This is a genomic window from Klebsiella sp. X1-16S-Nf21 (assembly GCF_002837615.1).
In the GTDB taxonomy this organism is placed as follows: domain Bacteria; phylum Pseudomonadota; class Gammaproteobacteria; order Enterobacterales; family Enterobacteriaceae; genus Klebsiella; species Klebsiella variicola.
Window position 1 is genome coordinate 1 of the sequence record NZ_PJDK01000061.1, and the last position, 16,408, is coordinate 16,408.

The 16,408-nt window shown below is 58.6% G+C and carries 18 protein-coding genes; 7 read left to right on the forward strand and 11 right to left on the reverse strand.

Features of this window, described 5'->3' with window-relative positions; translation table 11 throughout:
* Nucleotides 1-263: nicotinamide riboside transporter PnuC (pnuC, locus tag CW267_RS22480; protein ID WP_206054947.1), on the forward strand; the 263-nt coding region annotated here is incomplete at its 5' end.
* Here the strand turns inward: pnuC and zitB are convergent.
* Both zitB and CW267_RS22490 read right to left on the reverse strand, forming a co-directional pair.
* Nucleotides 260-1,204: a CDF family zinc transporter ZitB gene (gene zitB, locus CW267_RS22485; protein ID WP_008805697.1), complete on the reverse strand. Its 945-nt coding sequence runs from the start codon at nucleotides 1,202-1,204 to the stop codon at nucleotides 260-262. The two genes, pnuC and zitB, sit on opposite strands and share 4 nt — an antisense overlap.
* A gap of 118 nt (nucleotides 1,205-1,322) precedes the next feature.
* Nucleotides 1,323-1,700: a YbgS-like family protein gene (locus CW267_RS22490; RefSeq protein ID WP_012542423.1), complete on the reverse strand. Its 378-nt coding sequence runs from the start codon at nucleotides 1,698-1,700 to the stop codon at nucleotides 1,323-1,325.
* A 314-nt stretch (nucleotides 1,701-2,014) separates the two neighbouring features.
* On the opposite strand from CW267_RS22490, the gene aroG reads away from it, so the two are divergent.
* Complete coding sequence (gene aroG / locus CW267_RS22495; RefSeq protein WP_012542422.1) at nucleotides 2,015-3,067, forward strand: 3-deoxy-7-phosphoheptulonate synthase AroG; 1,053 nt, start codon at nucleotides 2,015-2,017, stop codon at nucleotides 3,065-3,067.
* Between the two features lie 73 nt (nucleotides 3,068-3,140).
* Here aroG and gpmA read toward each other — a convergent pair whose 3' ends face one another.
* The 7 genes from gpmA to modE all read right to left on the reverse strand — a co-directional run bounded on the left by gpmA (nucleotide 3,141) and on the right by modE (nucleotide 10,982).
* Complete coding sequence (gene gpmA, locus CW267_RS22500) at nucleotides 3,141-3,893, reverse strand: 2,3-diphosphoglycerate-dependent phosphoglycerate mutase (RefSeq protein ID WP_002895089.1); 753 nt, start codon at nucleotides 3,891-3,893, stop codon at nucleotides 3,141-3,143.
* Between the two features lie 290 nt (nucleotides 3,894-4,183).
* The gene (galM, locus tag CW267_RS22505; RefSeq protein WP_100781273.1) at nucleotides 4,184-5,227 is read right to left on the reverse strand and encodes a galactose-1-epimerase; all 1,044 of its coding nucleotides are present in this window, start codon (nucleotides 5,225-5,227) and stop codon (nucleotides 4,184-4,186) included.
* A complete protein-coding gene (gene galK / locus CW267_RS22510) occupies nucleotides 5,221-6,369 on the reverse strand; it encodes a galactokinase (protein ID WP_012968679.1) in 1,149 nt (382 codons plus the stop codon). Before galK ends, galM begins: the two co-directional genes overlap by 7 nt.
* A gap of 2 nt (nucleotides 6,370-6,371) precedes the next feature.
* Complete coding sequence (gene galT, locus CW267_RS22515; protein ID WP_023339805.1) at nucleotides 6,372-7,418, reverse strand: galactose-1-phosphate uridylyltransferase; 1,047 nt, start codon at nucleotides 7,416-7,418, stop codon at nucleotides 6,372-6,374.
* Between the two features lie 9 nt (nucleotides 7,419-7,427).
* The gene (galE, locus tag CW267_RS22520) at nucleotides 7,428-8,444 is read right to left on the reverse strand and encodes a UDP-glucose 4-epimerase GalE (RefSeq protein ID WP_012542419.1); all 1,017 of its coding nucleotides are present in this window, start codon (nucleotides 8,442-8,444) and stop codon (nucleotides 7,428-7,430) included.
* Nucleotides 8,445-8,653: 209 nt separating this feature from the next.
* Nucleotides 8,654-10,126 carry a molybdate ABC transporter ATP-binding protein ModF gene (gene modF, locus CW267_RS31090; RefSeq protein ID WP_012542418.1) on the reverse strand — a complete coding sequence of 491 codons (1,473 nt, stop codon included), beginning with the start codon at nucleotides 10,124-10,126 and terminating at the stop codon, nucleotides 8,654-8,656.
* A gap of 67 nt (nucleotides 10,127-10,193) precedes the next feature.
* The gene (modE, locus tag CW267_RS22530; RefSeq protein WP_008805705.1) at nucleotides 10,194-10,982 is read right to left on the reverse strand and encodes a molybdenum-dependent transcriptional regulator; all 789 of its coding nucleotides are present in this window, start codon (nucleotides 10,980-10,982) and stop codon (nucleotides 10,194-10,196) included.
* A 153-nt stretch (nucleotides 10,983-11,135) separates the two neighbouring features.
* Here modE and CW267_RS22535 point away from each other — a divergent pair, with 153 nt between their 5' ends.
* The 4 genes from CW267_RS22535 to modC all read left to right on the forward strand — a co-directional run bounded on the left by CW267_RS22535 (nucleotide 11,136) and on the right by modC (nucleotide 13,951).
* On the forward strand, nucleotides 11,136-11,285 hold the full coding sequence (locus tag CW267_RS22535; protein WP_002895156.1) for an AcrZ family multidrug efflux pump-associated protein: 150 nt from the start codon (nucleotides 11,136-11,138) through the stop codon (nucleotides 11,283-11,285).
* A gap of 142 nt (nucleotides 11,286-11,427) precedes the next feature.
* Nucleotides 11,428-12,201 carry a molybdate ABC transporter substrate-binding protein gene (modA, locus tag CW267_RS22540; protein ID WP_012542417.1) on the forward strand — a complete coding sequence of 258 codons (774 nt, stop codon included), beginning with the start codon at nucleotides 11,428-11,430 and terminating at the stop codon, nucleotides 12,199-12,201.
* Nucleotides 12,201-12,890, forward strand: a complete 690-nt coding sequence (gene modB, locus CW267_RS22545; protein WP_008805707.1) for a molybdate ABC transporter permease subunit — start codon at nucleotides 12,201-12,203, stop codon at nucleotides 12,888-12,890. Before modA ends, modB begins: the two co-directional genes overlap by 1 nt.
* 2 nt (nucleotides 12,891-12,892) lie before the next feature.
* Nucleotides 12,893-13,951, forward strand: coding sequence for a molybdenum ABC transporter ATP-binding protein ModC (gene modC / locus CW267_RS22550; RefSeq protein WP_064160503.1), 1,059 nt, complete (start codon nucleotides 12,893-12,895; stop codon nucleotides 13,949-13,951).
* Here modC and CW267_RS22555 read toward each other — a convergent pair whose 3' ends face one another.
* Nucleotides 13,952-14,770 carry a pyridoxal phosphatase gene (locus CW267_RS22555; RefSeq protein WP_032753892.1) on the reverse strand — a complete coding sequence of 273 codons (819 nt, stop codon included), beginning with the start codon at nucleotides 14,768-14,770 and terminating at the stop codon, nucleotides 13,952-13,954. It lies immediately after the preceding gene.
* Between the two features lie 228 nt (nucleotides 14,771-14,998).
* On the opposite strand from CW267_RS22555, the gene pgl reads away from it, so the two are divergent.
* Complete coding sequence (gene pgl, locus CW267_RS22560; protein ID WP_100781274.1) at nucleotides 14,999-15,994, forward strand: 6-phosphogluconolactonase; 996 nt, start codon at nucleotides 14,999-15,001, stop codon at nucleotides 15,992-15,994.
* Between the two features lie 107 nt (nucleotides 15,995-16,101).
* Here pgl and CW267_RS22565 read toward each other — a convergent pair whose 3' ends face one another.
* On the reverse strand, nucleotides 16,102-16,368 hold the full coding sequence (locus CW267_RS22565; protein WP_012542414.1) for a biofilm development regulator YmgB/AriR family protein: 267 nt from the start codon (nucleotides 16,366-16,368) through the stop codon (nucleotides 16,102-16,104).
* Nucleotides 16,369-16,408: the final 40 nt, after the last annotated feature.

The window sequence follows — 16,408 nt, forward strand, 5'->3', positions numbered from 1 at the left end:
TGCTGCAGCCGGATGCCTTCCCGTTCTGGGACTCCTGCATGACGGTGCTGTCGGTGGTGGCGATGATCTTAATGACCCGCAAGTATGTCGAGAACTGGCTGCTGTGGGTGATTGTCAACGTGATAAGCGTGGTGATTTTTGCCCGCCAGGGCGTCTATGCCATGTCGCTGGAATACCTCTTGCTGACGTTCATTGCGCTGAACGGCAGCCGGATGTGGATAAACAGCGCGCGTGAGCGAGGTTCTCACGCGTTTTCTGGCTAATGGTGGTGGTGATGATCGTGCCCGGCGTGCATCGTGTTGAGATGGCACTCCGGGCCGCTGCAGGGCTGGTACTCCATCTGCACCGTGGCATGCTCAATTTCATATTTATGTTCCAGGAAATGCAGGATACGGTTGAGTAACGCATCATGATCGTGCGGCGGGACCACCTGAACATGGAGCGTCATCACCGGTTTTTCCCCCACCAGCCAGACGTGGACGTGGTGAACATCGCGTACCTCCGGGATAGAGCGACGGATATCCCGCTGCAGGGCCGCCACATCCAGCGAACGCGGCGCGCCTTCCAGCAGTTCATTCAGACTCTCCTTCAGTAATCGCCAGGCGCTACGTAATACCAGGCAGGAAACCAGCACGGAAAGAATCGGGTCGACAGGCGTCCAGCCTGTGGTGAGGATCACCACAGCTGCCACGATTGCGCCGACCGAGCCCAGCAGGTCGCCCAGCACGTGTAGCGCCGCAGCGCGCACGTTGAGATTCTGCTCTTCACTCCCCCGATGCAGGATCCAGAAGGCCAGCACGTTGGCCAGCAGGCCGGCGACCGCAATCACCATCATCGTCACGCCGGCCACCGGCTGCGGATGCTGGAAGCGCTGAATGGCCTCCCAGACAATCAAAATGGTAATCACCACCAGGGCAATGGCATTGAGAAACGCCGCGAGGGTGGTCAAACGCAACCAGCCAAAGGTATGGCGGGTATTCGGTGGGCGACTGGCGAAGCGAACCGCCAGCAGCGCAAACAGCAGGGCGGCAGAGTCGGTGAGCATATGGCCGGCATCTGCCAGCAGGGCCAGTGAGCCGGAGATTGCGCCGCCGACGGCTTCAATCAACATAAAACCGGCGGTGACGATAAACGCCCATCGCAGCCGGCGAGCGTTACTGCTGTCCGGAGCCTGGGCAGGGGAGTGCGAATGCGGGTGGGCCATCGTGTCGTCCCTTGATAGTTATCATTATTACGCTATGACATCATAAACAGAGAGCGATAACAAACGAAGAAAAGGCGAGCCTGGCTCGCCTTTTCTTCGTTTGTTCCCAGCGTATCACTTACTGGGTGGTACCGTCGGTTTTGCTGTTATCGTGGTTCATGCTGCCGCCATTGTCCAGTTTCTTACCGGTGTCCGGACAGCGGCCGTCTTTACACATCGAGTTTTTATGCACTTCATCGCTCGACATATTGTCCTGGCTCATCGTCGAGCCATCAGGATGGAGCATGGTGCCGCCAGAGCCAGAATTAATCTGGTTATTGTCCACATTGTTTGGCGCCACGTTCTCACGGGCATCCGGCGCCACCTGACCGGCATCCGCGGAAGAGTTGGCCTGGCCATTATTGGACTGGGCGCCGGTGTCTGCTGCCAGGGCCGCGCCGCTGGCAAGACCTAAGGTGGCGGTGAGCAAAAGGGTCGTCAGTTTTTTCATATTCATCGGATACTCCTGTTAAACCGGGAAGGGGAAATGCGCTTCCCGCGGTGAGTGTGCCAGGGATCTGACTCGCTATGGTTAAAGACTCCGCAGACGATCGCAGTGTCACTATATAATCCTGAAACGTAAGACTTAATTAGCTTTAACAGTTAATTATTGTAGTGCATGAGCTTGGTTTCGCTACTTTATGGCGTATTTTTGCCTATTTCCAGGATTATTCCATCACTACTGTAAAATCACGTTTACACTTTTTCGGCGAAGAGATAGATTGGAGGGATTGCATTTCATTGAATAAGTATGGCAACGCTGGAAAGAAGATGAATTATCAGAACGACGATTTACGCATTAAAGAGATCAACGAATTATTACCTCCCGTTGCGCTCCTGGAAAAATTCCCTGCTACCGAAAATGCTGCAAATACCGTTGCGCATGCTCGCAAAGCGATCCATCAGATCCTCAAGGGCGACGATGACCGTCTGCTGGTAGTGATTGGGCCCTGTTCGATTCACGATCCGGCAGCGGCGAAAGAGTACGCTTCCCGTCTGCTGCCCCTGCGCGAGGCATTGAAGGGCGAGCTCGAGATCGTCATGCGGGTCTATTTTGAAAAACCGCGCACCACCGTCGGCTGGAAAGGGCTTATCAACGATCCCCATATGGATAACAGCTTCCGCATCAACGACGGGTTGCGCATCGCGCGCAAACTGCTGCTGGACATTAACGACAGCGGCCTGCCGGCGGCGGGGGAATTCCTCGATATGATCACCCCGCAGTATGTCGCCGATCTGATGAGCTGGGGCGCCATTGGGGCGCGTACCACCGAATCCCAGGTGCACCGTGAACTCGCCTCCGGACTCTCCTGCCCGGTGGGCTTTAAGAATGGTACCGATGGCACCATCAAGGTGGCTATCGACGCGATTAACGCCGCTGGCGCACCGCACTGTTTCCTGTCGGTCACTAAGTGGGGCCACTCCGCTATCGTGAATACCAGCGGTAACGGCGACTGCCATATTATTCTGCGCGGCGGCAAAGAGCCGAACTACAGCGCGAAGCACGTGGCGGATGTGAAGATCGGCCTGGCGAAAGCGGGCCTGCCGGCTCAGGTGATGATCGACTTCAGCCATGCCAACTCCAGCAAGCAGTTCAAGAAGCAGATGGAAGTGGGCGCGGACGTATGCCAGCAGATTGCCGGCGGTGAGCGGGCGATCATGGGCGTGATGATTGAAAGCCATCTGGTGGAAGGCAACCAGAGCCTCGAGAGCGGTGAACCGCTGACCTACGGCAAGAGCGTCACCGACGCCTGCATCGGCTGGGAGGATACCGAAACGATCCTGCGTCAGCTGGCGGAAGCGGTGAAAACCCGCCGCGGCTAAGCGAATCTGCGCTGGCGAAGGCAATAAAAAAAGCGTGGAGATTTCCACGCTTTTTTGTTTTTACCGGGAGGAATTACTTCGCTTTACCCTGGTTGGCGACGGCAGCCGCTTTCGCCGCGATCTCTTCCGCATTGCCCAGATAGTAATGTTTGATCGGCTTGAAGTTTTCATCGAACTCATACACCAGCGGTACGCCGGTCGGGATGTTCAGTTCGAGGATCTCGTCTTCGCCCATGTTGTCGAGGTATTTCACCAGCGCGCGCAGGGAGTTACCGTGAGCGGCGATGATCACGCGCTCACCGCTTTTCAGGCGCGGCAGAATGGTTTCGTTCCAGTAAGGCACGACGCGGTCGATGGTCAGCGCCAGGCTTTCAGTGGTCGGCAGTTCGGCGTCGGTCAGTTTTGCATAGCGCGGATCGTGGCCCGGGTAGCGCTCGTCGTCTTTGGTCAGCTCCGGCGGAGTGACAGCGAAGCCGCGACGCCACTGTTTAACCTGCTCGTCACCGTATTTCTCAGCGGTTTCCGCTTTGTTCAGGCCCTGCAGCGCGCCGTAATGACGCTCGTTCAGCTTCCAGGATTTCTCAACCGGCAGCCAGGCCTGATCCAGTTCGTCCAGCACGTTCCACAGGGTGTGGATGGCACGTTTCAGCACGGAGGTATAAGCAAAATCAAAGCTGAAGCCTTCAGCCTTCAGCAGTTTACCTGCCGCTTTCGCTTCGCTAACGCCTTTCTCGGACAGATCAACGTCGTACCAACCGGTGAAGCGGTTTTCGTTGTTCCACTGGCTTTCGCCATGACGAACCAGTACCAGCTTAGTTACAGCCATTCTCTTACTCCTCTCTACACGCCATCCCTCGCGCCGCGAACGGTGCGCTGAATATGTTGGTGTATGTGTTATTGATTGATAACTATTCTCATTATATTGCCGTGATTTGGCTCACGGCAATGCTTATCCCTAACCATAGCGAAAATAGTGGCTCAGTGTAAGGTGCTTGTAAAACACAGGTTATTTTTTTGTCCTTTGGTGACGGAAAATAGAGCAGGTTGCTGAAAAAAGAGGCGGCAGAGAGGAGGGCGGGGACGAAAAACAGCGCCCCCGGCGGAGGGCGCTGGCGATTAACAGGCGATAAACTGATATTCCGTCAGGCTGACGTACTCCTGGCCCGGACGTAACACACAGTCCGGCTGCGGCCATTCCGGATGATTCGGCGAATCCGGCAGGAATTCGCTCTCCAGCGCCAGCCCCTGCCAGTCGGCGTAGGGCTCCGTCGTATGCGACGGGGTGCCGCCGAGATAGTTGCCGGAGTAAAACTGCAGCGCCGGAGCGGAGGTATAGACCGTCATCTGCAGCTTGCCGTCCTGCGACCAGACCTGCGCCGCAGGCTGGCTGGCGTCGCCTTTGGCATCCAGCAGGAAGGCATGATCGTATCCCTTCACCTTTTGCTGATCGGCGTCGGCGAGGAAGTCGGCGGCGATGGTTTTCGGCTGGCGGAAATCAAAGCTGGTGTTAGCAACATCTTTGAGTTCACCACCCGGGATACCGTCGCTTTCCACCGGCAGATACCTCTGGGCGAGGATCTGCAACTGGTGCTGGCGCACGTCGCGCTGGTCACCGTCGAGGTTGAAATAGACGTGATTGGTCATGTTCACCGGGCAGGGTTGGTCCACGGTGGCGCGATAGGTAATCGCGATGCGGTTATCGTCGGTCAGACGATAGTGCGCGGTGGCCTGCAGAGTGCCGGGGAAGCCTTGATCGCCATCGGGCGAGGTCAGAGCGAACAGCACTTCCTGCTCGTCGGCGCAGACAATGCGCCAGCGGCGCTTATCAAACCCTTCCGGGCCGCCGTGGAGCTGATGGCCCGCGTCGTTTGATGGCGTGACGTTGACGAGCTGGCCGTCAAGCGGGAAGCGGCTATTGCCGATACGGTTGGCGTAGCGGCCTACCGAGGCGCCAAGAAACGCGGCCTGACGGGTGTAATCTTCGAGTTTCGCGCAGCCCAGCAGCGGACGGCGTACGCTGCCATCGGCCAGCGGCACCTCGGCGCTGAGCAGCGTCGCGCCCCAATCCGCCACGGTAACGGTCATCCCCGCCTTATTGCGCAGGGTCACCTGCTGCCAGGGCTGGCCGTCCGGCGCCAGCGCGGTGGTTTGCGTTACCATTGGCCTGCCCCCTGTGACGGTTTGCAGACATAGAATGTCTCTTTAATACCGGTTTTCGCTTCATACGTTTTAGCAACGGCCTGCTGAACGGTATCGACCAGATCTTCCGGGACCAGCGCTACCACGCAGCCGCCAAAGCCGCCGCCGGTCATGCGTACGCCGCCTTTATCACCGATCGTGGCCTTAACGATCTCCACCAGAGTGTCGATCTGCGGGACGGTGATCTCGAAATCATCGCGCATCGAGGCATGGGATTCGGCCATCAGCTCACCCATCCGCTTCAGGTCGCCTTTTTCGAGGGCGCTGGCGGCTTCCACGGTGCGGGCATTCTCCGTCAGCACATGGCGTACGCGCTTCGCGACGACCGGATCCAGCTCATGGGCGACGGCGTTAAATTGCTCGAGGGTAACATCGCGCAGGGCGGGCTGCTGGAAGAAGCGCGCGCCGGTTTCGCACTGTTCACGACGGGTGTTGTACTCGCTGCCGACGAGGGTGCGCTTAAAGTTGCTGTTGATGATCACCACTGCCACGCCTTTCGGCATCGAGACGGCTTTGGTGCCCAGCGAACGGCAGTCGATCAGCAGCGCGTGGTCTTTTTTGCCCAGCGCCGAAATCAGCTGATCCATGATGCCGCAGTTGCAGCCGACAAACTGGTTTTCCGCCTCCTGGCCGTTGAGGGCGATTTGCGCGCCATCCAGCGGCAGATGATAGAGCTGCTGGAACACGGTGCCGACGGCGACTTCCAGCGAGGCTGAGGAGCTTAACCCCGCACCCTGCGGTACATTGCCGCTGATCACCAGATCCGCGCCGCCAAAGTGGTTGTTCCGCTGCTGCAGATGCTTTACCACGCCGCGGACATAGTTCGACCACTGCTGGGTATCGTGGCTGATAATCGGCGCGTCGAGAGAGAACTCATCGGTCTGATTGTCGTAATCGGCGGCAATCACCCGCACCGTACGATCGTCGCGCGGCGCACAGCTGATCACCGTCTGGTAGTCGATGGCGCAGGGCAGCACAAAACCGTCGTTGTAATCGGTATGCTCGCCGATCAGGTTGACGCGGCCTGGCGCCTGAATGACATGGCTGGCCGGATAACCGAAGGCGTCAGCAAACAGGGTTTGGGTTTTCTCTTTCAGACTCATCATTACACTCCGGATTCACGAAAATGGACGTCGCTGACGGCACGCAGTCGTTCGGCAGCTTGCTCGGCGGTCAGATCGCGCTGGGTTTCGGCCAGCATTTCATAGCCAACCATAAACTTGCGGACCGTTGCGGAGCGCAGCAGCGGCGGATAAAAGTGGGCATGAAGCTGCCAGTGGTGATGGTCTTCGTCGTTAAACGGCGCGCCGTGCCAGCCCATGGAGTAGGGGAATGAGCACTGGAACAGGTTGTCGTAACGGCTGGTCAGCTTTTTCAACGCCAGCGCCAGATCGCTGCGCTGGGCGTCGGTGAGATCGGTAATACGCTGCACGTGCGCTTTCGGCAACAGCAGCGTTTCGAATGGCCAGGCGGCCCAGTAGGGCACGACCGCCAGCCAGTGCTCGGTGTCCACCACCGTGCGGCTGCCGTCGGCCAGTTCGCGCTGAACATAGTCCAGCAGCATCGGCTGACCTTGTCCGGCGTAATACTCTTTCTGCAGACGGTCTTCCCGTTCCGCTTCATTAGGCAGGAAGCTATTGGCCCACACCTGACCATGCGGGTGAGGGTTGGAGCAGCCCATCGCTGCCCCTTTGTTTTCAAAGACCTGGACCCACGGGTAGCTTTTCCCGAGGTCCGCGGTCTGTTCCTGCCACGCTTTAACCACGCCTTCCAGCGCTTCAGGGCTCAGTTCCGGCAGCGTTTTGCTGTGGTCTGGCGAGAAGCAGATCACCCGACTGGTGCCGCGCGCGCTCTGACAGCGCATCAGCGGATCGTCACTCTCCGGTGCGTCCGGAGTGTCGGTCATCAGGGCCGCAAAGTCGTTGGTAAACACGTAGGTACCGGTGTAATTCGGGTTGGTGTCGCCGGTGACCCGGGTATTACCTGGGCACAGGAAACAGTCCGGATCGTGGGCTGGCAAGGTCTGTTTTGCCGGCGTTTCCTGCGCCCCCTGCCAGGGGCGCTTGGCGCGATGCGGAGAAACCAGAATCCACTGCCCGGTTAACGGGTTATAACGACGATGTGGATGGTCAACGGGGTTAAATACGCTCATGAAGGTTCCTTAGTCTGGATAACCCTGCGGATGGCGGGACTGCCAGTGCCAAGTGTCCTGCGCCATTTCGTCCAGGTTGCGCGTCACGCGCCAGTTCAGCTCGCGGTCGGCCTTGGCGGCATCCGCCCAGTAGGCCGGGAGGTCGCCATCGCGGCGCGGCGCGAAATGGTAGTTAATCGGTTTGCCGCAGGCCTTGCTGAAAGCATTGACCACGTCGAGCACGCTGCTGCCGACGCCGGCGCCAAGGTTGTAGATATGGACCCCGGCTTTGTCAGCCAGTTTTTCCATGGCCGCGACGTGGCCATCGGCGAGGTCCATCACGTGGATATAATCGCGTACGCCGGTGCCATCTTCAGTCGGGTAGTCGTTACCAAAGACGGCCAGCGAGTCGCGACGGCCAACGGCGACCTGGGCAATGTACGGCATCAGGTTGTTAGGGATCCCCTGCGGGTCTTCCCCCATGTCGCCCGACGGATGGGCGCCAACCGGGTTGAAGTAACGCAGCAGGGCAATGCTCCACTCTGGCTGGGCTTTCTGCAGGTCGGTCAGGATCTGCTCCACCATCAGCTTGCTTTTGCCGTAAGGGCTTTGCGGGGTGCCGGTCGGGAAGCTTTCGACATATGGGATTTTCGGCTGGTCGCCGTAGACGGTAGCTGAGGAGCTAAAGATGAAGTTCTTCACGCCCGCGGCGCGCATGGCAGAAACTAATTTCAGTGTGCCGGTGACGTTATTATCGTAATATTCCAGCGGCTTGGCGACGGACTCCCCGACGGCTTTCAGCCCGGCGAAGTGGATCACCGCCTCAATGGCGTGATCGTGGAGGATCTCCGTCATCAGCGCTTCGTTACGAATATCGCCTTCAATAAAGGTGGCTTCTTTGCCGCCGAGACGCTCAATCACCGGCAGTACGCTGCGCTTGCTGTTGCAGAGATTGTCGAGGATCACCACCTCATGTCCCTGCTGCAGCAGTTGAACGCAGGTATGACTTCCAATGTAACCGCTACCACCTGTAACCAGAACTTTCATGATTCGCTCCATTCGGCTTATCGTGTATGAGGAAGATAGCATATCAAAGAAGTGAAAAGTGTGACACAGGGCAAGTTAGTGGAATCGTTTACACTTGATGGTGAAACGACATAAATTAAAATTTTTTATCTTTAATACAGATGGTTAGGTGGTTTTGCCGCTATTTTTCTGAAAAATACCAGGGATCTTTCGACCCCCGGCAGGGGGCATCAGGCCACAGGACCGAGCTGATAAGTGTAACCGTCTCCACTGGGAACGAACGCCAGGCGATGGGTAATACAGTCCGGGGCATCTTCCGCATGGTGCGAGACAAACAGCAGCTGTGTGGCCCCTTCGCCAATCAACACGTCGACAAAGCGACGCACCAGCTGGCGATTGAGGGGATCCAGCCCCTGCAGCGGTTCATCGAGGATCAGCAGGGTCGGATGCTTCACCAGCGCGCGAACGATAAGCGCCAGCCGCTGCTGGCCCCACGACAGGCTATGAAACGGCGCGTCGGCAGTGCGTTTATCAATGCCGAGAATATCCAGCCACTGTTGCACCAGCTTGTGTTGCTTGTCCGAGACCGCCTGATAAATGCCGATAGAGTCAAAATAGCCCGACAGGATGACGTTGCGGACGTTGGTGCTGACCCGGTAGTCCAGATGCAGGCTGCTGCTGACGTAGCCGATATGCTTTTTAATATCCCAGATGGTCTCACCGCTGCCGCGACGGCGGCCAAACAGCGTCAGATCGTTGCTGTAACCCTGTGGATGATCGCCGGTGATAAGGCTCAGCAGCGTGGATTTACCGGCGCCGTTGGGGCCGACGATCTGCCAGTGTTCGCCCGGGTTCACGGTCCATGAGAGGTGATTGATGACCGGGCGATCGTTGTAGGAGACCACACCGTCATTGAGCACGATACGCGGCGCCGAGTCTGCCAGCGCATGACGGGCTGGTGGAACATCCGGCTCCGGCAGGGTGATGCCGTCCAGTTTTTCACTGTGCGCCAGCTGGGCGACCAGCGCCTGCTGCAGCAGGGAAGACTTCTCGCCGGTCTCGCTGAGGGTGCAGTCAGCCAGCACGCCGGCGAATTGTACAAACTCCGGGATCTCATCGAAGCGGTTGAGGACCAGCACCAGGGTGATGCCGGCGCGGTGCAGGTCGGCCAGCAGGGCAGCCAGCTGCTGGCGGGAGTTGACGTCGAGGCCGTCGAAAGGTTCGTCGAGGATCAGCAGTTGCGGATCGGTCATCAGGGCCTGACACAGCAGGGTCTTACGCGTTTCCCCGGTCGACAGGTACTTAAACCGGCGGTCCAGCAGGGCGCTGATGCCAAACTGTTCGGCCAGGCGCGCGCAGCGGGCAGGATCTTTTACCTCATCCTGGATAATCTCTGCGGTGGTGCGGCCGGTGTCTTCTTCGCCGGGGCTGAGCAGGTCGGTGTTATTGCGCTGCCACTCGTCGCTGACCAGCTTCTGCAACTGCTCGAAGGAGAGGCGGGTTACGCGGGAGAAGTGGCTTTCGTGCTGGCCGCTGAGCAGGGTCAGGTCGCCAGCCAGAGCCCGCGCGAGGGCGGATTTGCCGCTGCCGTTGCTACCGACAAACGCCCAGCTTTGACCCGCTCTCAGGTTCAGCTGGTCTATTTTTAAGGTTTTTGTATCGCTCAGGCGAAACGTGCCTTGCGAAATTTGCAATGATGACATGATGTATCCCATTTTTTGCAGCGATGTGCATCAGGGATACGACTTCGGGCGCGTAATGTCAATGGGGTCAGCATAACGTCGCGAGAATGATGCGATCGGCATTGAAGTAAGCGATCGCCTCCGTCCCTTCCGCCAGGCCAGACGTCTGCGCCTGTGGCAGAGTGGCGCACAGGGTCTGACCGTCGGCCAACGTCATCAGTACTTCGCACTGCCCGGACCCGCATTCGATATGGCTGATACGACCCGACAACTGGTTATCGGCCTGGCGGGCCACGGCGGGGTCGAGGGTGATGCCGACCCAGGGCGCCTTCAGCAGGACCAGCACCTCCTGGCCCTCATCGAGCCCCAGTTTCTCAGCGCTTTGTGCGGTGATGGCGACGGTCAGGCGCGTCTGCCCGTCGGCCAGCAGTACCTCGACGTGCTGCTGCACCTGCTGGCGATCGCGGCCGGTAATGGTGCCGAACCACTGGTTGCGGGCGCTGGTCTGCAGGGAAAAGCGTGAGATGGCCGCCAGCAGGCTATCCAGCGGCAGGGCATCGTCATCGCTGAGCACATCAAACGCTTTCTGCTGGATCTGCGCCAGCAGATCGTACAGCTGGATCAGCCGCTGCCCATAGCGGGTCAGCACTGCGCCGCCGCCGCCTTTACCGCCGGTGGCGCGATCCACCAGCGGTTGTTCGCTGAGCTGGTTCATCTCGTTGATGGCATCCCACGCGCTTTTGTAGCTGATACCCGCGTGCTTGGCCCCCTGGCTTATCGAACCGGTCTGGTCAATTTGTTTGAGCAGGGCGATCCGCCGGGGATCGGCAAACAGGCGCTGCTGTAGCTTAAGGGTAAGAAGAATTTCGGCCTGCATAATCGTTTCCTGACAAAAAAGGGTATTGTGACCGATAGTCACCCGCTTGCAAAACCTCTGTGCGCGGTTTTGTCATTACCCACCGCACAAATGGGGCGTGTTTTTTCGGCTGAAACCGTTACAATCAGCAAATCATACTATCTGGAGTGAACCATGTTAGAGCTTTTGAAAAGTCTGGTTTTTGCGGTCATCATGGTACCGGTGGTGATGGCGGTCATCCTGGGACTGATTTACGGTCTTGGCGAAGTGTTCAACCTCTTCTCCGGCGTAGGCCACAAAGATCGCAGCCAGCAAAATCATTGATTTCCCGGCGCCCGGTTTAACCGGGCGCTGTGCTATTTCCCTCCTGTATCATTTCCCTTCGTTTTATTGTCCTGTGTCACTATAAAAATGCTCTGCATATCGTTATATTGTCGAATACATAACGCATTGACAGGAGATTCAGATGGCAGGTTCTTGGTTACGCGGGGTTATCGGGGTATCACTCACGCTGTGCGTCGCGGGTCAGGCGCTGGCGGCAGAGGGGAAAGTGACCGTTTTCGCCGCCGCATCGTTAACCAACGCGATGCAGGATATTGCCCAGGCGTATAAGAAAGAGAAAAACGTCGATGTCGTGTCGTCGTTTGCCTCGTCGTCGACGCTGGCGCGGCAAATTGAAGCGGGCGCACCAGCCGATCTGTTTATCTCCGCCGATCAGAAATGGATGGATTACGCCGCAGACAAAAAGGCCATCGACCCGGCAACCCGAGCCACCCTGCTTGGCAACAGCCTGGTGGTGGTCGCGCCGAAAGCCAGCGCGCAGGGGGCGATTACCATTGATGAGAAAACCGACTGGACCAGCCTGCTGAAAGGAGGCCGTCTGGCGGTGGGCGATCCGCAGCACGTTCCGGCAGGCATCTACGCCAAAGAGGCGCTGCAGAAACTCGGCGCCTGGGAGACGTTGTCGCCGAAACTTGCCCCGGCGGAAGACGTGCGCGGCGCGCTGGCCCTGGTGGAGCGCAACGAAGCGCCGCTGGGGATTGTCTATGGCTCCGATGCCGTGGCCAGCAAAGGGGTTAAAGTGGTCGGCACCTTCCCGGAGGCCTCGCATCAGAAAGTCGAGTACCCGCTGGCGATTGTCGATGGTCATCGCAATGCGGCCGTGAGCGCTTTCTATGACTACCTGAAAGGGCCGGAAGCGTCCGCGATTTTTAAACGTTACGGATTTACCACCCGCTGATGTTTCTGAGCGAACCCGAATGGCAGGCGGTGCTGCTGAGCCTGAAAGTCTCCTCCCTGGCGGTGGCCTTGAGCCTGCCCTTTGGCATCTTTTTTTCCTGGCTGCTGGTTCGGCGCACCTTTCCCGGCAAGGCGCTGCTCGACAGTATTCTCCATTTACCGCTGGTGCTGCCGCCGGTGGTGGTGGGGTATCTGCTGCTGGTGGCCATGGGGCGGCGCGGGTTTATTGGCAGTTGGCTGTATGACTGGTTCGGCATCAGCTTTGCCTTCAGTTGGCGCGGGGCGGTGCTGGCGGCGGCGGTGATGTCTTTCCCGCTGATGGTGCGCGCCATTCGCCTGGCGCTGGAAGGGGTGGATGTCAAACTGGAGCAAGCGGCGAGAACCCTCGGGGCCAGCCGCTGGCGAGTGTTTATGACGATTACGCTACCGCTGACTCTGCCGGGGATTATTGTCGGCACGGTGCTGGCCTTCGCCCGCTCGTTAGGGGAGTTTGGCGCGACCATCACGTTCGTCTCCAATATTCCCGGCGAAACGCGCACCCTGCCTTCGGCGATGTACACCTTGATCCAGACCCCGGGCGGGGAGGGGGCGGCGGCTCGCCTCTGCCTCATCGCCATCGGACTGGCGCTGGTTTCGCTGCTGATTTCGGAATGGCTGGCCCGCGTGAGCCGCCAGCGCATGGGAGGATAATGATGCTGGAGCTGGACTTTACCCAGACCCTCGGCAGTCACTGCCTGCAGATCCGTGAAACCCTGCCCGCCAGCGGGATCACCGCCATCTTTGGCGTCTCCGGCGCTGGCAAAACCTCGTTGATTAACGCCATTAGCGGCCTGACCCGGCCGCAGACGGGGCGCATCGTGCTCAACGGCCGGGTGCTGAACGACACCGCCCAGCGTATCTGTCTGGCGCCGGAACAGCGCCGTATCGGCTATGTGTTTCAGGACGCGCGCCTGTTTCCCCACTATAAAGTGCGCGGTAATCTGCGCTACGGGATGGCGAAATGCATGGTCAGCCAGTTCGATAAGCTGGTGGAATTGCTGGGGATCGCGCCCTTGCTGGATCGCCTGCCGGGCCGGTTATCCGGCGGCGAAAAGCAGCGAGTGGCCATCGGCCGCGCCCTGCTGACCGCACCGGAGCTACTGCTGCTGGATGAGCCGCTGGCCTCGCTGGATATTCCGCGCAAACGCGAACTGTTGCCCTACCTGCAGCGGCTGGCGCAGGAGATCCATATTCCGATGCTCTACGTCAGCCACTCGCTGGATGAGATCCAGCATCTGGCCGATCGCGTGCTGGTGCTGGAGGCCGGTAAGGTGAAGGCTTTTGGTCCGCTGGAGGAGGTCTGGAGCAGCAGCGTGATGCACCCCTGGCTGCCGGCGGAACAGCAGAGTACGATCCTCAGCGCCACCGTCGCCGCGCAGCATCCGAAGTACGCGATGACGGCTCTGACGCTGGGTGACCAGCTGCTGTGGGTCAACCGGCTCGAACGTCCCGCAGGCGACACCGCACGGATCCGCATTCAGGCGTCGGACGTTTCGCTGACACTGGCCCAGCCGTCCGGGACCAGCATCCGCAATATCTTGCGCGCCGAGGTGGCTCAGTGTCTGGAGGTCAACGGACAGATTGAAGTGCAGCTCAGAGTGAGTGGCCGTCTGCTATGGGCCAGGATTAGCCCATGGGCGCGGGACGACCTGGCGATAGCGCCAGGTCAGCAGGTGTTTGCTCAGATCAAAAGCGTGTCGATCGCCGCCTGATTACAGCAGCTGGCGGTAGATAAACTCGGCGATGCTGGTGGACTCATTGTCGCCGATGACCACCCTGGCGCGAGCTTTCACCTCGTCCACCGCATTGCCCATCGCCACCCCAGTGCCCGCCGCTTCCAGCATGCTAAGATCGTTGTAGTTATCGCCGAAGGCCACCACATCCTGCATCGACAGCCCCTGGCTGGCCACCCATTGCGCCAGGCGTTTGCCTTTGCTGTTGCCGGCGCGCGCGATATCCACCTGATCGTGCCACGACCATTCGCACTCCAGGCCCAGCGTCTCGCCGACCTCGCGGGCAAAGCGCTGCAGGCGGGGAATGTCTTCATCGGTGAGGGCAAATTTCCATACCGCGTTGACCTCGCGGACCGCCTGCGCCAGCGAATCGACCTGGCGGAAGACCGGGCGCTGATCCTCCGGCAGCGCCTGCGCCCAGTTGCGGGTGCGGATCACATGCCCGGTGGGCTGTTCATAAAGCATCGCATCATCCACATACGCCAGGCCATGGATCTGCTGTTCGGCGAGCATGGCCGTCAGGCTTACCGCTTGCGCTACCGGCATAGGATCGGCTGTCAAAACCTCTTTTGCGTGATAATCATACAAATAAGTGCCATTACAACAAATTGCAGGTGTATCGAGAGCCAGTGCCTGATAAAAAGGATGGATAGCGACGTGATGACGTCCGGTAACGACGATAACCTGGTAGCCCGCCTCTCTGGCGCGGGCCAGTGCCTCCAGCGAAGCAGGCAGGATGGTTTTTTTGCTGGTGAGCAGGGTGCCGTCTAAATCCAGGGCAATCACGCGTGTTGTCATGTGTTATTTCCGGTTGATGTTGAAAAGTGACCTGGCCATGATGGTACACCGCCGTGGCGTCAGGACCAATTTTTCCACATCTGCCGTGAATACCTGTATGCCCTTTGTGCCGCCGTCCGTCGGAAATTCAGCGGACTTTGCGAGTATCATGGGCGGATGTCTTATAATTTTCAGGGTGCTGTTATCCTGAAAATGAAAATTCCACGTGCAGTGAGGGAAGGAGTAGTCATGAAACAAACCGTTTATACCGCCAGCCCGGAAAGCCAACAAATCCACGTCTGGAGTCTTGAAGCGGACGGCAAACTGACGCTGGTGCAGGTGGTTGATGCCCCGGGACAGGTACAGCCGATGGTGGTCAGTCCCAACAAGGAGTATCTGTACGTTGGCGTTCGTCCGGAGTTTCGCGTGTTAGCGTATCGCATCACGCCGGATAACGGGGCGTTGACCTTCGCGGGGGAAGCGGCGCTGCCAGGCAGCCCGACCCACATTTCTACCGATCATCATGGCCGCTTTGTCTTCAGCGCTTCCTACAATCAGGGCTGCGTTAGCGTGACCCCGCTGCAGGACGGCCTGCCGGGCGAAACCGTCACCGTGGTGGAAGGGCTGGAAGGTTGCCACTCGGCCAATATCTCCCCGGACAACCGCACCCTGTGGGTGCCGGCGCTGAAGCAGGATCGTATTTGCCTGTTTACCATTAGCGAGGATGGTTTTCTCTCCGCTCAGGAGCCGGCGGAAGTGACCACCGTCGAGGGCGCCGGTCCGCGCCACATGGTGTTCCATCCGAACCAGCAGTATGGTTATTGCGTCAATGAACTCAACAGCTCCGTTGACGTCTGGGAGCTGAAAGACCCGAATGGCAACATCGAATGTGTACAAACCCTGGATATGATGCCGCAGGATTTCACCGGCGTGCGCTGGGCGGCGGATATTCACATCACCCCTGACGGTCGTCATCTGTACGCCTGCGATCGTACCGCCAGCATCATTACGGTGTTCAGCGTCTCGGAAGATGGCAGCGTGCTGGCAGTGGAAGGCTATCAGCCGACGGAAACTCAGCCACGCGGCTTTAACCTCGATCACAGCGGTAAGTATCTGATTGCCGCAGGGCAGAAATCGCACCATATCGCAGTGTATGAAATTGAGGGTGAGCAGGGGCTGCTGCATGAGAAAGGCCGCTATGCGGTTGGGCAGGGGCCGATGTGGGTGGTGGTCAACGCCCACTGAAGGGTCAGGCGGTAAAAGAAAAACCTCGCGTCAGCGAGGTTTTTTGATCAGAGCGGACAGGCTCTGTAGAGAAGCTGTTGCCCTGGCGGGCCTGAAGCGTGACGGCTTTAGATATCGTCCATGGTGTAGCCGACGACAATCTCCAGCGTTTTACGGATCACGTCAGCAGTGACCACGTCATCGGTGCTTTCCAGCGCCTGAATTAGCCATAATATAATGGCCTTATTGTTCAGGTGCCCCTCGGACTGAAGAATACTGTTGATGGCGAGCGACATGACGGCGGACTCATCAACCAGTTTATCACCGGCGGTACGGAAATAATCTGAGAGCGCGGTGTCCTGCAGTCCTGCGTAAATATCGGGTTGCTGATGCATAGTCTGTCTCATCACATTCTCACTCTGTTTTATTCACCAT

Bases quoted from the DNA above. Each gene is read 5' to 3' on its own strand.
- zitB (WP_008805697.1), bottom strand. From the start codon at position 1,204: ATGGCCCACCCGCATTCGCACTCCCCTGCCCAGGCTCCGGACAGCAGT.
- CW267_RS22490 (WP_012542423.1), bottom strand. From the start codon at position 1,700: ATGAATATGAAAAAACTGACGACCCTTTTGCTCACCGCCACCTTAGGT.
- aroG (WP_012542422.1), top strand. From the start codon at position 2,015: ATGAATTATCAGAACGACGATTTACGCATTAAAGAGATCAACGAATTA.
- gpmA (WP_002895089.1), bottom strand. From the start codon at position 3,893: ATGGCTGTAACTAAGCTGGTACTGGTTCGTCATGGCGAAAGCCAGTGG.
- galM (WP_100781273.1), bottom strand. From the start codon at position 5,227: ATGGTAACGCAAACCACCGCGCTGGCGCCGGACGGCCAGCCCTGGCAG.
- galK (WP_012968679.1), bottom strand. From the start codon at position 6,369: ATGAGTCTGAAAGAGAAAACCCAAACCCTGTTTGCTGACGCCTTCGGT.
- galT (WP_023339805.1), bottom strand. From the start codon at position 7,418: ATGAGCGTATTTAACCCCGTTGACCATCCACATCGTCGTTATAACCCG.
- galE (WP_012542419.1), bottom strand. From the start codon at position 8,444: ATGAAAGTTCTGGTTACAGGTGGTAGCGGTTACATTGGAAGTCATACC.
- modF (WP_012542418.1), bottom strand. From the start codon at position 10,126: ATGTCATCATTGCAAATTTCGCAAGGCACGTTTCGCCTGAGCGATACA.
- modE (WP_008805705.1), bottom strand. From the start codon at position 10,982: ATGCAGGCCGAAATTCTTCTTACCCTTAAGCTACAGCAGCGCCTGTTT.
- CW267_RS22535 (WP_002895156.1), top strand. From the start codon at position 11,136: ATGTTAGAGCTTTTGAAAAGTCTGGTTTTTGCGGTCATCATGGTACCG.
- modA (WP_012542417.1), top strand. From the start codon at position 11,428: ATGGCAGGTTCTTGGTTACGCGGGGTTATCGGGGTATCACTCACGCTG.
- modB (WP_008805707.1), top strand. From the start codon at position 12,201: ATGTTTCTGAGCGAACCCGAATGGCAGGCGGTGCTGCTGAGCCTGAAA.
- modC (WP_064160503.1), top strand. From the start codon at position 12,893: ATGCTGGAGCTGGACTTTACCCAGACCCTCGGCAGTCACTGCCTGCAG.
- CW267_RS22555 (WP_032753892.1), bottom strand. From the start codon at position 14,770: ATGACAACACGCGTGATTGCCCTGGATTTAGACGGCACCCTGCTCACC.
- pgl (WP_100781274.1), top strand. From the start codon at position 14,999: ATGAAACAAACCGTTTATACCGCCAGCCCGGAAAGCCAACAAATCCAC.
- CW267_RS22565 (WP_012542414.1), bottom strand. From the start codon at position 16,368: ATGCATCAGCAACCCGATATTTACGCAGGACTGCAGGACACCGCGCTC.